Annotated in this window: 13 protein-coding genes; 9 read left to right on the top strand and 4 right to left on the bottom strand. The window is 63.3% G+C overall.

Annotation, left to right across the window (positions count from 1 at the left end; translation table 11 throughout):
* Positions 1-98 precede the first annotated feature (98 nt).
* Positions 99-557, bottom strand: coding sequence for a GatB/YqeY domain-containing protein (locus tag ACXJKO_RS16055; RefSeq protein ID WP_457092089.1), 459 nt, complete (start codon positions 555-557; stop codon positions 99-101).
* A gap of 143 nt (positions 558-700) precedes the next feature.
* On the opposite strand from ACXJKO_RS16055, the gene carA reads away from it, so the two are divergent.
* The 4 genes from carA to ACXJKO_RS16075 all read left to right on the top strand — a co-directional run bounded on the left by carA (position 701) and on the right by ACXJKO_RS16075 (position 3,837).
* Complete coding sequence (carA, locus tag ACXJKO_RS16060) at positions 701-1,909, top strand: glutamine-hydrolyzing carbamoyl-phosphate synthase small subunit (RefSeq protein ID WP_457092090.1); 1,209 nt, start codon at positions 701-703, stop codon at positions 1,907-1,909.
* Positions 1,910-2,109: 200 nt separating this feature from the next.
* Complete coding sequence (locus ACXJKO_RS16065) at positions 2,110-2,484, top strand: hypothetical protein (RefSeq protein WP_457092091.1); 375 nt, start codon at positions 2,110-2,112, stop codon at positions 2,482-2,484.
* Between the two features lie 72 nt (positions 2,485-2,556).
* Positions 2,557-3,105 (top strand): cupin domain-containing protein, encoded by a 549-nt coding sequence (locus ACXJKO_RS16070; protein WP_457092092.1) that lies wholly within the window; start codon positions 2,557-2,559, stop codon positions 3,103-3,105.
* Between the two features lie 42 nt (positions 3,106-3,147).
* Complete coding sequence (locus ACXJKO_RS16075; RefSeq protein WP_457092093.1) at positions 3,148-3,837, top strand: class I SAM-dependent methyltransferase; 690 nt, start codon at positions 3,148-3,150, stop codon at positions 3,835-3,837.
* Here ACXJKO_RS16075 and ACXJKO_RS16080 read toward each other — a convergent pair.
* Together ACXJKO_RS16080 and ACXJKO_RS16085 are read right to left on the bottom strand one after the other, a co-directional pair.
* Positions 3,834-5,084 carry an MFS transporter gene (locus ACXJKO_RS16080; protein WP_457092094.1) on the bottom strand — a complete coding sequence of 417 codons (1,251 nt, stop codon included), beginning with the start codon at positions 5,082-5,084 and terminating at the stop codon, positions 3,834-3,836. The two genes, ACXJKO_RS16075 and ACXJKO_RS16080, sit on opposite strands and share 4 nt — an antisense overlap.
* Positions 5,085-5,248: 164 nt before the next feature.
* The gene (locus ACXJKO_RS16085; protein WP_457092095.1) at positions 5,249-5,644 is read right to left on the bottom strand and encodes a GtrA family protein; all 396 of its coding nucleotides are present in this window, start codon (positions 5,642-5,644) and stop codon (positions 5,249-5,251) included.
* A gap of 198 nt (positions 5,645-5,842) precedes the next feature.
* Between ACXJKO_RS16085 and carB the strand changes: the two genes are divergently transcribed.
* From carB to ACXJKO_RS16100, 3 genes are all read left to right on the top strand, one after another.
* Positions 5,843-9,313, top strand: a complete 3,471-nt coding sequence (gene carB, locus ACXJKO_RS16090; protein WP_457092096.1) for a carbamoyl-phosphate synthase large subunit — start codon at positions 5,843-5,845, stop codon at positions 9,311-9,313.
* A gap of 107 nt (positions 9,314-9,420) precedes the next feature.
* Positions 9,421-9,897 carry a transcription elongation factor GreA gene (gene greA / locus ACXJKO_RS16095; RefSeq protein WP_457092097.1) on the top strand — a complete coding sequence of 159 codons (477 nt, stop codon included), beginning with the start codon at positions 9,421-9,423 and terminating at the stop codon, positions 9,895-9,897.
* A gap of 19 nt (positions 9,898-9,916) precedes the next feature.
* Positions 9,917-10,441, top strand: a complete 525-nt coding sequence (locus ACXJKO_RS16100; protein WP_457092098.1) for a twin-arginine translocation signal domain-containing protein — start codon at positions 9,917-9,919, stop codon at positions 10,439-10,441.
* 6 nt (positions 10,442-10,447) lie between these two features.
* Here the strand turns inward: ACXJKO_RS16100 and ACXJKO_RS16105 are convergent, their stop codons facing one another.
* Positions 10,448-10,933, bottom strand: coding sequence for an Lrp/AsnC family transcriptional regulator (locus tag ACXJKO_RS16105; RefSeq protein WP_457092099.1), 486 nt, complete (start codon positions 10,931-10,933; stop codon positions 10,448-10,450).
* 175 nt (positions 10,934-11,108) lie between these two features.
* Here ACXJKO_RS16105 and ACXJKO_RS16110 point away from each other — a divergent pair, with 175 nt between their 5' ends.
* On the top strand, positions 11,109-12,134 hold the full coding sequence (locus ACXJKO_RS16110; protein WP_457092100.1) for a mitochondrial fission ELM1 family protein: 1,026 nt from the start codon (positions 11,109-11,111) through the stop codon (positions 12,132-12,134).
* The gene (trxB, locus tag ACXJKO_RS16115; protein WP_457092101.1) at positions 12,134-13,096 is read left to right on the top strand and encodes a thioredoxin-disulfide reductase; all 963 of its coding nucleotides are present in this window, start codon (positions 12,134-12,136) and stop codon (positions 13,094-13,096) included. Before ACXJKO_RS16110 ends, trxB begins: the two co-directional genes overlap by 1 nt.
* The last annotated feature ends 49 nt before the right edge of the window (positions 13,097-13,145 follow it).

A 13,145-nucleotide genomic window follows, 5' to 3' on the forward strand; every position in this document is an offset into this window, starting at 1 on the left:
GGGGAGAGGTGATCCTGGGCCATATTCTGATGACGATCCCGGGTTCCGCTTCGCGGCCCCGGGATGACGAGATAGGGACTAACGGAGTGCAGACCGTCTCAGCCCTTCGGCAGCATRTCCTTCACGAGGCCGCTGGCCTTCGCGAAATCCATGCGGCCGGCGTACTTGGCGCGCAGCACGCCCACGACCTTGCCCATGTCTTTCATAGAGGCAGCGCCGGTTTCAGTGATGGCGGCCTCGATGGCGGCCTTGGTCTCGGCCTCGTCCATCTGCTGGGGCAGGTAGGAGGTGATGACGGCGACCTCGTTCCTCTCCTGCTGGGCCAGCTCGTCGCGGCCGCCCTGCTCGTACATGGTGATCGATTCCTGCCGCTGCTTCACCATTTTCTGCAGGAGGGACAGGATTTCCTCGTCGGAGAGCGGCTCCTTGCCGTTGCCTCTCGCCTCGATGTCCTTGTCCTTGAGGGCCGCCTGAATCAGGCGGATCGCGCCAAGCTTGCCCTTGTCGCCGGCCTTCATGGCCTCTTTCATTTCGGTCGTGAATCGGTCGCGCAGCATGCGGATCTCCTTTAAATTAAGGTGCTTGAAACGTTGACGGGACGCGAGCGGCCCCTTAAGTCACGAGGACAGTTCACGGGCGGCTCCGTACGGGCCTGCTCAAGCACGGCCTGTTGGCCTCGGACTTACAAGAGATCATGACGATGCTGCAAGACAAAGACACCGCCGGGACGATCTCGGGTGGCTGGGAAGAGCCGCGCGCAACCGCCGTTCTCGTGCTTCAGGACGGCACGGTGCTGGAGGGCTTCGGCATCGGCGCCGAGGGCGAGGCCACCGGCGAGGTCTGCTTCAACACCTCGATGACGGGCTACCAGGAGATCCTGACGGACCCCTCCTACGCCGGGCAGATCGTGACCTTCACCTTCCCGCATATCGGCAATGTGGGTACCAACGACGAGGATATCGAGAGCGTGAACGCCGCCTCGTCCTCCGGCGTGCGCGGCACGGTGCTGGCGGCCACCATCACCGAGCCCTCCAACTGGCGCGCCTCGCGCGATCTCGATGCCTGGCTGAAAGCCCGCCAGATCGTCGGCTTGACCGGCATCGACACCCGGGCGCTGACCGCGCTGATCCGCGACAAGGGCATGCCCAACGCGGTGATCGCCCATGATCCGAACGGCAATTTCGACATCGAGGCCCTGAAGGCGAAGGCCGCCGCCCTCCCCTCCATGGACGGCCTCGACCTCGTGCCGCTGGTCACCAGCACCCAGCGATTCGACTGGGACGAGACCACCTGGGAGCGCGGCGAAGGCTACGGCCATCAGGACGGCGAACCCAAGCATCACGTGGTCGCCATCGATTACGGCGTGAAGCGCAACATCCTGCGCCTGCTGGTGCGGGCCGGCTGCAAGGTCACGGTGGTTCCGGCCACCGCCTCGGCCGATGACGTGCTGGCCTTGAAGCCCGACGGCGTGTTCCTCTCCAACGGCCCCGGCGATCCGGCGGCAACCGGCGAATATGCCGTGCCGGTGATCCGGAAGGTGCTGGACGAGAAGATCCCGACCTTCGGCATCTGCCTCGGCCATCAGATGCTGAGCCTGGCTGTCGGCGCCAAGACCAAGAAGATGCACCAGGGCCACCACGGCGCGAACCATCCGGTCAAGGACAAGACCACCGGCAAGGTGGAAATCACCTCCATGAACCACGGCTTCGCGGTCGATCCCTCGACCCTGCCCTCGAACGCCACGGAGACCCACGTCTCCCTGTTCGACGGTTCCAATTGCGGCATCGCGCTGACCGACCGTCCGGCCTTCTCGGTGCAGTACCACCCCGAAGCCTCCCCCGGCCCGCAGGACAGCCACTACCTCTTCGATCGCTTCGTGAAGCTGATGGACGAGGGCAAGAAGGCCTGATCGGTCCGGACTGCTCGATTTTTAGAACAGCGTCGTCACTCCCGCAGGGTGGCGGCGCTTTCTTTTTAACGGCGTGCGTTTTCTCACTTAGCCAGCGGCCGCGACAAACGGATCGGTTGCCTCGCACCCCCAAATCACGTTAACCCGACATTAACCATAAAACTTAATGATTTCCGGGCTTTGCTTTGGGGGTTTCTCCGATGGATTTAGAAAACGATACCGGCGAATTCAGCCGTCTCCACAACCTCTTCACCTATCACCTCGGCATCGCGGTCATGCTCTCCTGGGTGACCTCGCTCTATGCCGCCTTCTATGCTCCCTGGGTGCGCAACATCCGCCCGCTGCTCGACCCTACCAATGTCGGGCATGTGGAGAGCACCTGGTCCTACCTCTTCATCCTGCCCGTCGTGCTCACAGCAGCCTGGCTGATTTCCATCTTCGGCCAGAACATCTTCGCGCAGTTCCGGCTCATGAAGAACCAGGCCATCGAGTTTGGCGTTGCGGCCATGGTGGCCTTCGGCGTGTTCTACCTTTCCATCGATCGCGCCGTCGCGGCGATGCTGCTGGGCATGTAAGGCTCCTCAAGCCGCGCTCGATCTTTTCGACCGAACACGCGTTCTCACCCACGAAGACGGGAGAGAACGCACATGGCTGAGGCAAAAGGATATGGCGATCCTCGGGGTTACAACGTGCCCCTGGGCACGGAGACCTACGTTTTCCCGAGCAACGGCATCGTGCCGAACAACACCTTGCCGCTGATCGTGCGGCGCGGGGCGATCCCTCCCGCCGAGAACGATCCGGCCAAGGCCTTCGAGACGACCTTCGCCCGGAACGGCTGGACCAATGCCTGGCGCAACGGCATCTTCCAATATCATCACTATCATCCGAACACCCATGAGGTGCTCGGCGTCTATTCCGGCTCGGCCTCCGTGCGCTTGGGCGGCGAGGATGGTGAGCTGGTGTCCGTGGCCGCCGGCGACGTGATCGTCATTCCTGCAGGCGTTGCCCACGCGCTCATCAACAGCAGCAACGATTTCGCCGTGGTCGGCGCCTATCCCGACGGCAGCGACTACGACACTCTGCGCGACGACCCCAACGCGCTCAGCCGCTCGCAGGCCAGGATTGCCCAAGTGCCGCTGCCGGACGCCGACCCGGTGGATGGCGCTGATGGGCCGCTGATGAAGCTGTGGCCGTAAGCAAGATGACGCCAGCTCAAGCTTAGGCTAAGACCTAAGCCCATGAACTGGCGAGATTACTGGAACCAAGACACGCCGATCTATTCGGGAGAGCGCCACAAGCTCCTCCATTATCGGCTTGTCGCCAATGACATCATCGAACTCATCCCCTCGCGGGATGCGGTGATGCTCGATTATGGGTGTGGCGAAGCCCTGTTCGCAGACAAGGTCGCGGCCCGATGCGCGAAGCTTTACTTAAGCGATGCGGCATCCCTGGTGCGTGAGCGGCTGAACGAACGCTTCGGCGGTAACGACAGGATCGCGGTGCTGGCGCCGGATGAGGTCTCGGGTCTTGCCAATGGATCGCTCGATCTCATCGTCGTGAACTCGCTTCTACAATACCTGTCGCTCGACGAGCTGCGCGGCCTGTTGAAGCTTTGGCGCTCGAAGCTCAAAAGCGGCGGCGAGCTCGTTGTCGCCGATGTGCTTCCGCCCGATCTCGGACCCATCACCGATGCGAAGGCGCTCCTGTCCTTCGCATGGCAGGGCGGCTTCCTGAAATCGGCCGTTCTCGGTCTCGCACGCACGGCCTTCTCAGAGTACCGCAAGGTCCGCGAGGATATCGGCTTGGCGCAATACAGTGAAGACGAGATCCGTGACATCCTGAGCGATGCAGGCTTTAGGCCTGAGCGGGCCGAGCACAATCTCGGCCACAACCCGGCGCGGATGACCTTTATCGGGCGTGTCGATTAAGCAGTTGCCGGGCAGGCGCGCTGCTGAGTGCGTCGATCGCTAGCGATGGAAAGACCCAGCACCACAAGGCCCGCGACGGCGAGAATGGCGCCGACCCAGCCGGTTGCCGCAAAACCGTAGCCAGCACTGATCGCGAGACCGCCAAGCCAAGCGCCGAGCGCATTGGCGATGTTGAAGGCCGAATGGTTGGAGGCCGCGGCCAGGGTCTGCGCATCAGCCGCCACATCCATGAGCCGCGTCTGCAGAGCGGGGCCGATGGCAACGCTGCTTCCGACGAGGAAGACGCAGATGGCGAGCGCGTAAGGGTTCTCCGCCGTCAGCCAGAAGACCGTCATGACCACGGCGCTGCCGACGAGCGTTCCCGCGATCATCCGCATCAGCGCCTTGTCGGCGAGCCAGCCGCCGACGAGGTTGCCGACGATCATGCCGGAGCCGAATAGTGCCATCATAACCGGCACTGCGCTCTCCGGCATCCCCGCGACCTGGGTGGCCGTGGAGGCGATGTAGGAAAACACCGAGAACAACCCGCCGAACCCGACAGCGCCGATGGCGAGCGTGAACCAGACCTGCTTGCGTTTGAAGGCGCCGAGCTCGCGCATGGGGCTCGCACCCTCCTGCACCTTGTCCTTGGGCAGGAAGATCCAGATCAGGAGAACCGTCAGTGCGCCCATCACGCCGACAGCGGCGAAGGCGATGCGCCAGCTCATGATCTGGCCGAGAAAGGTCGCAACCGGCGTCCCTATGAGGGTCGCGACGGTCAGGCCCAGCATCACCCGCGCCACGGCCTGGGTGCGCTTGTTCGGCGGAGCCAGGGAAGCGGCGACAAGCGAGGCGATGCCGAAATAGGCACCGTGCGGAAGGCCGGTCAAAAACCGCATCAGCACGAAGGATTCGAACCCGGGAGCAAGCGCACTGACCACGTTGCCGACCGCGAAAACCGCCATGAGCACCAGCAGGAGCGTCTGCCGCGCGAGCTTGGCCGCAAGCACCGCAATGATCGGCGCACCGACCACGACACCCAGAGCATAGGCGCTGATCGCATGTCCGGCCTGGGGCGCGGTGATCCCGAATTCCTGTGCCACATTGGGCAGGAGACCCATGATCGCGAATTCGCCGGTTCCGATGCCGAAGCTGCCGACGGCGAGAGCCAACTCGATCAGGCCGACCGCAAGGCGTGAGCGCGGAGCTGCGTCGGTCTTCGCAAATTCCGCAGGAGAGCTATCGTCTACGACCGCCGTGTTGGACATGGGACCCCGAATTTTTCTGAAGTGCGGACGCACCTGCGGCGCAAGGCTCAAGGGTCCGTGAGAGGTTTTATTGCACCGCAGCATGAGTCTGTGGAGGCATCAAAAATGCAAGCCTGGGCTGCAGCGGGAGTCTGGAACACTCCAGGCCGCGATACGCCCTCACCTCACGCGAAAGTCCAGGCCTTGTGCGCGATGAAGCTCCACAGCATCACTACGCCCGTCGTAACGATTTGGGCGGGCAGATACGGCCCTTCCAACCAGACCGTGAGCGCGTGCATGAAGAACCAGGTCAGCAGGAAGCCGACGAAGGCCACCATGGCGAAGCGCCAAGTTGCCTCTCGGTGCGGCCTGCTGCTCCGATAGGTATGTTTTCGGTTCAGGGCATAGGAGATCAGCCCACCGGCTACGTACCCTGCCAGCGTCGCCGGGACGGGATTTATACCGCCTGCTTCCACGAGCAGGATGAGAAGGCCATAATGAGCCACGGCGGCTGCGAGGCCGACCCCGGAGAAGGCCACGAGCTGGCGGCTCAGGCTCTGGAAGGAAAAAGACGTGTTCACGCCCTCTCGTTAGCGCGTCGAAACGGCAAGGTCACCTTGTTTCGCCGGGCTTCTTCCCCCAGCCCACGCGCCTTTAGGTCTTCCTTTAGCGGGAAAGGCCGTGTAAGAGCCTCCCTCAACCTTCAATCTGACACACACCAGCTGCGCTCGAAGCGCCGCGATACGCGGCCGCGCGGCTGGATACGCCTGGGTGGGCCTATGCCGAAGCGGACAGACATTTCCTCCATTCTCATCATCGGCGCCGGGCCGATCATCATCGGTCAGGCATGCGAGTTCGACTATTCGGGCACGCAGGCCGTGAAGGCCCTGAAGGAGGAAGGCTTCCGCATCGTCCTGGTGAATTCCAACCCGGCGACGATCATGACCGATCCCGATCTCGCGGATGCCACCTACGTGGAGCCGATCACCCCCGAGATCGTCGCCAAGATCATCGAGAAGGAGCGCCCCGAYGCGATCCTGCCCACCATGGGCGGCCAGACGGCGCTGAACTGCGCCCTGTCGCTGAAGAAGATGGGTGTGCTCGACAAGTTCAACGTGGAGATGATCGGCGCGACGGCGGAAGCCATCGACAAGGCCGAGGACCGTCAGCTTTTCCGCGAGGCCATGACCAAGATCGGCCTCGATACGCCGAAATCGCGCCTCGCCAACGCCTCGGCGCTCAAGAAGGCCGACCGGGACGCCTATCTCGCCGAGCTGGCGCGCATGGAAGCCATGGACATGCATCCTGGCGACAAGAAGCGCATGATCGCGGCCTACAAGCTGAAATGGGACGCCCACGAGAACGACCGCCGCAAGCGCTACCAGGAGCACGCCCTGGGCGAAGCCCTGATCGCGCTCTCCGAGGTTGGCTTGCCTGCGATCATCCGCCCATCCTTCACCATGGGCGGCACCGGCGGCGGCATTGCCTATAACCGCGAGGAATTCCTCAGCATCGTGGAAGGCGGCCTTGACGCCTCCCCAACCAACGAAGTGCTGATTGAGGAAAGCGTACTCGGCTGGAAGGAGTACGAGATGGAGGTCGTCCGCGACAAGGCGGACAACTGCATCATCATCTGCTCCATCGAGAACTTCGACCCGATGGGCGTTCACACCGGCGACTCGATTACGGTCGCGCCGGCGCTGACCCTCACGGATAAGGAATACCAGATCATGCGCGACGCCTCGCTGGCGGTTCTGCGCGAGATCGGCGTCGAGACCGGCGGCTCGAATGTGCAGTTCGCGATCAACCCGGAGAACGGGCGCATGATCGTGATCGAGATGAACCCGCGCGTGTCGCGCTCCTCCGCGCTCGCCTCCAAGGCCACGGGCTTCCCCATCGCCAAGGTCGCGGCGAAGCTCGCCGTCGGCTACACGCTGGACGAGATCGCCAACGACATCACCGGCGGCGCGACGCCCGCCTCCTTCGAGCCCACCATCGACTACGTGGTCACGAAGATCCCGCGCTTCGCCTTCGAGAAGTTCCCCGGCGCCTCGCACACGCTCACCACGGCCATGAAATCCGTGGGCGAAGCCATGGCGATTGGCCGCTCCTTCCCGGAATCGCTACAGAAGGCCCTCCGCTCGCTGGAGACCGGACTTACCGGCCTCGACGAAATCGAGATCGAGGGCATGGGCAAGGGCGATGACCGCAACGCCATCAAGGCGGCTTTGGGCACGCCCACGCCCGACCGCATCCTGACGGTCGCGCAGGCCCTTCGCCTCGGCATCAGCCATGACGAGGTCTACGAATCCTGCAAGATCGACCGCTGGTTCCTGGAGCAACTCCAGGACATCGTCGACATGGAAGCCAAGGTGAAGGCGAACGGTCTTCCCAAGACTCCGGGCGCCTTCCGCCAGATCAAGGCTCTCGGCTTCTCCGATGCGCGCCTTGCGGTGCTCGTCCACAAGACCGAGGCCGAGGTGCGCGAGGCGCGCCGCGCCCTCGACGTGCGCCCTGTCTTCAAGCGCATCGATACCTGCGCGGCGGAATTCGCTTCGCCCACCGCCTACATGTACTCGACCTACACCGCGCCCTTCGCCGGCAAGCCGGCCGACGAGGCCAATCCGTCTGAGGCGCAGAAGGTCATCATCCTCGGCGGCGGCCCCAACCGCATCGGCCAAGGCATCGAGTTCGATTATTGCTGCTGTCATGCCTGCTTCGCACTGAAAGACGCGGGCTATGAGACCATCATGATCAACTGCAACCCGGAGACGGTCTCGACCGACTACGACACCTCCGACCGGCTCTATTTCGAGCCGCTGACGCAGGAAGACGTGTTGGAGATCATCGAGACCGAGCGCTCCAAGGGCACGCTCCACGGCGTGATCGTGCAGTTCGGCGGCCAGACGCCGCTGAAGCTCGCCCATGCGCTGGAAGAGGCCGGCGTGCGCATCCTCGGCACCTCGCCGGACGCTATCGACCTCGCGGAAGATCGCGACCGCTTCAAGCGCCTTCTCGACAAGCTGCACCTGAAGCAGCCCAAGAACGGCATCGCCTATTCGGTGGAGCAGGCCCGTCTGATCGCCACCGATCTCGGCCTGCCCTTCGTAGTGCGCCCGAGCTACGTGCTCGGCGGCCGCGCCATGGCGATCATCCGCGACGAGACGCAGTTCGAAGATTACCTGCTCGGCACCCTGCCCAGCCTGATCCCCTCCGACGTCAAGGCGCGCTACCCCAACGACAAGACCGGCCAGATCAACACCGTTCTGGGCAAGAACCCACTTCTCTTCGACCGCTACCTCTCGGACGCCATTGAGGTGGATGTGGACTGCCTCTGCGACGGCAAGGACACCTTCATCGCTGGCATCATGGAACACATCGAGGAAGCGGGCATTCACTCGGGCGATTCCGCTTGCTCGCTGCCGCCGCGCTCCCTGTCGGAAGAGACCATCGCCGAACTGGAGCGCCAGACGAAGGCGCTGGCCTTGGGCCTCGACGTGGGCGGCCTGATGAACGTGCAATACGCCATCAAGGACGGCACGATCTATGTGCTGGAAGTAAACCCCCGCGCCTCGCGCACCGTGCCCTTCGTGGCCAAGGTGATCGGCGAGCCCATCGCCAAGATCGCCGCCCGCGTGATGGCAGGCGAGCCTCTGGCGCAATTCGGGCTCACCCCGAAGGAACTGCCGCATATCGGCGTCAAGGAAGCCGTGTTCCCCTTCGCCCGCTTTCCGGGCGTGGACGTGCTGCTCGGGCCGGAAATGCGGTCCACGGGCGAGGTCATCGGCCTCGACCGGAGCTTCGGGGTAGCTTTCGCCAAGAGCCAGCTCGGTGSCGGCAGCCAGGTTCCGAAGACCGGCACCCTCTTCGTCTCCGTGCGCGACTCGGACAAGGAGCGCATCCTGCCGACCGTGCGCATGCTCGAGGAAGTGGGTTTCCGGGTGCTGGCAACGGCCGGAACTCAAAGATTCCTGGTGGAAAACGGCGTGAAGGCGAGCCGCATCAACAAGGTGCTGGAAGGCCGTCCGCACGTGGTGGACGCCATCAAGAATGGGGATATCCAGCTGGTCTTCAATACCACCGAAGGGGCGGGCGCCCTGTCAGATTCCCGCAGCCTTCGTCAGGCTGCCCTCTTGCATAAGATACCTTACTACACCACTCTTGCAGGAGCGATCGCTGCAGCCGAGGGCATCAAGGCCTATCTCGGCGGTGATCTCGAGGTTCGGCCGCTTCAGGACTATTTCGCCTGAGGCATCCGGCCTGCACAATGGAACTGCGAAGCTTCTAGGAAGTTTTCGTTGACATGCGAGGGCGCTGGAAACAGCGGCCTCGTACCTCTTTTTAGACGAGACAAACGATGGACAAGGTCCCTCTGACGATCAATGGTTTTGCGGCGCTGGAGGAAGAACTTCGGCAACGTCAACAGGTTGAACGCCCCCGGATCATCCAGGCGATCGCAGAAGCCCGTGCGCTTGGCGACCTGTCGGAGAACGCGGAATACCATGCCGCCAAGGAAGCCCAGTCCCTCAACGAGGGCCGCGTCCTTGAGCTGGAAAGCCTCATTTCCCGTGCGGAAGTCATCGATATCGCCAAGCTTTCGGGTGACCGGATCAAATTCGGCGCGACCGTGAAGCTGGTGGACGAGGACACCGAGGAAGAGAAGACCTACCAGATCGTGGGCGAACCCGAGGCCGACGTCCGCTCCGGTCGCGTCTCCGTCGCCTCCCCCATCGCCCGCGCCTTGATGGGCAAGACCATCGGCGACACGGTGGAGGTCTCGACCCCCGGCGGCGGTAAATCCTACGAAGTCGTCGGCGTTCGTTTCAGCGCCTGATATGATGAGGGAGCGAGTGATGAGACATCAGACCATGCTCCCTCAATCCCGCCGCTCATTCCTGATGAACCTGGCCTGCGCCGGACTTGCCGGCGCAGGCTTTGCCATGCCTGCCTCTGCACAAGCCCAAGGGTTCCCTCGTGCCTTCTCCTCGTTTTCCGTGGATGTCGGCCCTTTGGAGGCCAAGGGCCTCGGCGGCCCTTACGCGGATCTCGTAGCCCAAGCTGCTCTCGATGAACTGCGTCTTTCCTTCGCCGACCGGATAGACCCACGGGGTCCACGCCTCGTCCTCGTCGTCACGGGCGTCTTCCTCACATCCTCCCCTGGCGGCGGGCGGGGCTGGCGCAGCCGTGGCGACGGCGGCGGCGGCAGTGACGGCATGGACGGGGAAGCCCTGGCGGTCGGCCCAAGGGGCGAGCTCCTGGCGCGCTTTCCCCAGCATGCGGCGCTGGAAGCGGACAGAAGTATGCGCGAGCCGGATGAATTGGGCCGCACGGCAGCCATCGCCCGGCATTACGTGCGCTGGCTGCGCCGGCGGCTTTAATCAGTCTTATTCCGTCACTTCAGTCACATCTTCGATAGGCACCAGCGGCTCGTCCTTGATCAGGTCGAGGGTGAGCGCCGTGCGGACGTTACGGACGTTCGGCAGGGATGTGAGTTCGGAGACGAGTTCCTGGAACGAGGCTAGGTTCGGGGCTACGCACTTCATGATGAAGTCGATATCGCCCGAGAGAATCCAGCATTCGCGGACCATGGACCAGTCCTTGACCCGCTGCTCGAACTCGCGAAGCTCCTTCTTGCCCTGCACGTCGAGCTGAACCATGGCGAAGCAGACGATTTCGAAACCCAGTCCCTTCGGGTCGAGGATCGCGCGATAGGCCTTGATGACGCCGGCGCTTTCGAGCGCCCGCACCCGGCGCAGGCAGGGAGGGGCCGACAGGCCGACACGCCGCGCCAGCTCCACATTCGTGATGCTGCCGTCGGCTTGCAGTTCTCTTAAGATGGCCCAGTCGATGGAATCGAGGCGTCCGCGCACGGTAACTCCAGGAGACATGATCGAAACGGCCGGGAAAAACCCTTTTCCGCCCGGATCATGAGGCATTGGTCAAAAAACTCGTCTTGGCTGAGTAGACCGTGTAGAGGGTCTACACAAGAAGGGCAGGCGATTAAGTCGCAACGAACTTCATGAACTCCACAGGCTCATTGATCGAATGTTGCGCGATTTGACCGGCCCGGCCCCTCTCCTGACCTCCTGGGTTCTGACCGACGGCAAGGCCGGMGATGAGCTTCAGGCCCTGAGCGTTACCGAGGCCTTGGGGCTGGAACCCGAGATCCGCCGCGTCGATCCGAAAGCCCCTTTCGTTTGGGCTATGCCCTGGGGCCCCATCGACCCGCGCGAGCGCCCCGGCACCCCCCGAAGCCCCCTTGCCCCGCCTTTTCCCGATATTCTCATCGCCTCCGGCCGCCGCGCCGTGCCCTATCTGCGCTTCGTGAAGAAGGCTTCGGGCGGCAGAACCTATACGGTTTTCCTGAAAGACCCCCGCACAAGCCCGAAAGCCGCCGATTTCATCTGGTCCCCGGCATATGACCGCCTGCGCGGTCCGAATGTGCTCACCACCCTCACACCGCCCCACCGCGTCTCGGCGCAGCGGATCGAAGAGGCCCGCGCCCACCTGGATCCCAGGCTGGCTTATCTTCCCCAGCCCCGTGTCGCGGTTCTCGTGGGCGGCGATAGCCGCCATCACCGGTTTCAGGAGGGCGATGTGGCGCGCCTCATGGCGCATCTCACAAGCTTGGCGGAAACAGGAGCGGGGCTGATGATGACGGCTTCGCGCCGCACCCCGCCCGCCCTGCGGAAAGCCTTGGCCGCATTGGCGCAGAAGCATGGCGGCTTCTTCTGGGACGGCTCGGGCGAGAACCCCTATGTGGCTCTGCTCGGCCTTGCGGATTTCATCGTGGCGACGGCCGATTCCTTCAACATGATCGGCGAAGCGGCGGCCACGGGGCGGCCGATCCTGGTCTTCGAGCCCTCCGGCGGACATCCGAAACTCGCTGTTTACATGCAAAGCTTGAAGGCCCATGGAGTTGTGCATGCCTTCGAGGGCAGACTTGAAGGACAGCCCTACCAACCCTTAAATTCAACACCTCAGATTGCGGATGCCATCGCGCGGGGCTTCAGCCTTCACCGCCGCGCCCTCGGTTTGCCGGATATCGCCTTTTCACTGGAGACCTCCTGATGGCCCATTCTCACGCCAAGCTCATCATCATCGGCTCGGGCCCGGCAGGCTATACGGCGGCGATCTATGCGGCGCGGGCGCTCCTCGAACCCGTGATGATCTCCGGTTTCCAGCCCGGCGGCCAGCTTATGATCACCACCGATGTGGAGAACTATCCCGGCTTCGCAGAGGTGATCCAGGGCCCTTGGCTTATGGAGCAGATGCGTCTCCAGGCCGAGCATGTGGGCACCAAGATGATCTCGGACCACATCACCAAGGTGGACCTGAAGCAGCGTCCCTTCCGCCTCGAAGGCGATTCCGGCGACGTCTATACCTGCGACTCGCTCATCGTCGCGACCGGCGCCCAGGCCAAATGGCTGGGCCTGCCCTCCGAGGGCCTGTTCCAGGGCTTCGGCGTCTCGGCCTGCGCCACCTGCGACGGCTTCTTCTATCGCAACAAGGAAGTCGTGGTGGTGGGCGGCGGCAACACCGCCGTCGAGGAGGCGCTCTACCTCGCCAACCTCGCCTCGAAGGTCACGCTTGTTCACCGCCGCGATTCCCTGCGTGCCGAACGCATCCTCCAGGATCGCCTGTTCAAGCATCCCAAGATCGAGGTGATCTGGAACAATGCCGTCGAGGAGATCTGCGGCACCGAGAACCCCTCCTCCGTCACCCATCTGCGCCTGAAGAACCTCGTTTCGGGCGAGGCGTCGGACTTTAAGACGGACGGCGTTTTCATCGCCATCGGTCACAAGCCCTCCACAGAGCTGTTCGTGGGGCAGCTCGACATGAAACAGGGCGGCTATCTCCAGGTTAATCCGGGCACGACCACCACCAACATTCCGGGCGTTTTCGCCGCCGGCGACGTGACGGACGACATCTACCGCCAAGCCGTCACTTCGGCAGGCATGGGATGCATGGCAGCTCTCGACGCCGAGCGATACTTGGCGGCCCTTGAAGCCACCCAGGAAGCCGCCGAATAGATTTATTAACAACTGGTTAGTCCTCTGCTCGGATTCCTGTTGCGTCGGA

It is taken from the genome of Microvirga sp. P5_D2 (assembly GCF_054049475.1).

Excerpts from the sequence above, each read along its gene's own strand:
- ACXJKO_RS16075 (WP_457092093.1), top strand. The coding sequence starts at position 3,148 with ATGAACTGGCGAGATTACTGGAACCAAGACACGCCGATCTATTCGGGA.
- greA (WP_457092097.1), top strand. The coding sequence starts at position 9,421 with ATGGACAAGGTCCCTCTGACGATCAATGGTTTTGCGGCGCTGGAGGAA.
- carA (WP_457092090.1), top strand. The coding sequence starts at position 701 with ATGCTGCAAGACAAAGACACCGCCGGGACGATCTCGGGTGGCTGGGAA.
- ACXJKO_RS16100 (WP_457092098.1), top strand. The coding sequence starts at position 9,917 with ATGAGACATCAGACCATGCTCCCTCAATCCCGCCGCTCATTCCTGATG.
- ACXJKO_RS16080 (WP_457092094.1), bottom strand. The coding sequence starts at position 5,084 with ATGTCCAACACGGCGGTCGTAGACGATAGCTCTCCTGCGGAATTTGCG.
- trxB (WP_457092101.1), top strand. The coding sequence starts at position 12,134 with ATGGCCCATTCTCACGCCAAGCTCATCATCATCGGCTCGGGCCCGGCA.
- ACXJKO_RS16065 (WP_457092091.1), top strand. The coding sequence starts at position 2,110 with ATGGATTTAGAAAACGATACCGGCGAATTCAGCCGTCTCCACAACCTC.
- ACXJKO_RS16070 (WP_457092092.1), top strand. The coding sequence starts at position 2,557 with ATGGCTGAGGCAAAAGGATATGGCGATCCTCGGGGTTACAACGTGCCC.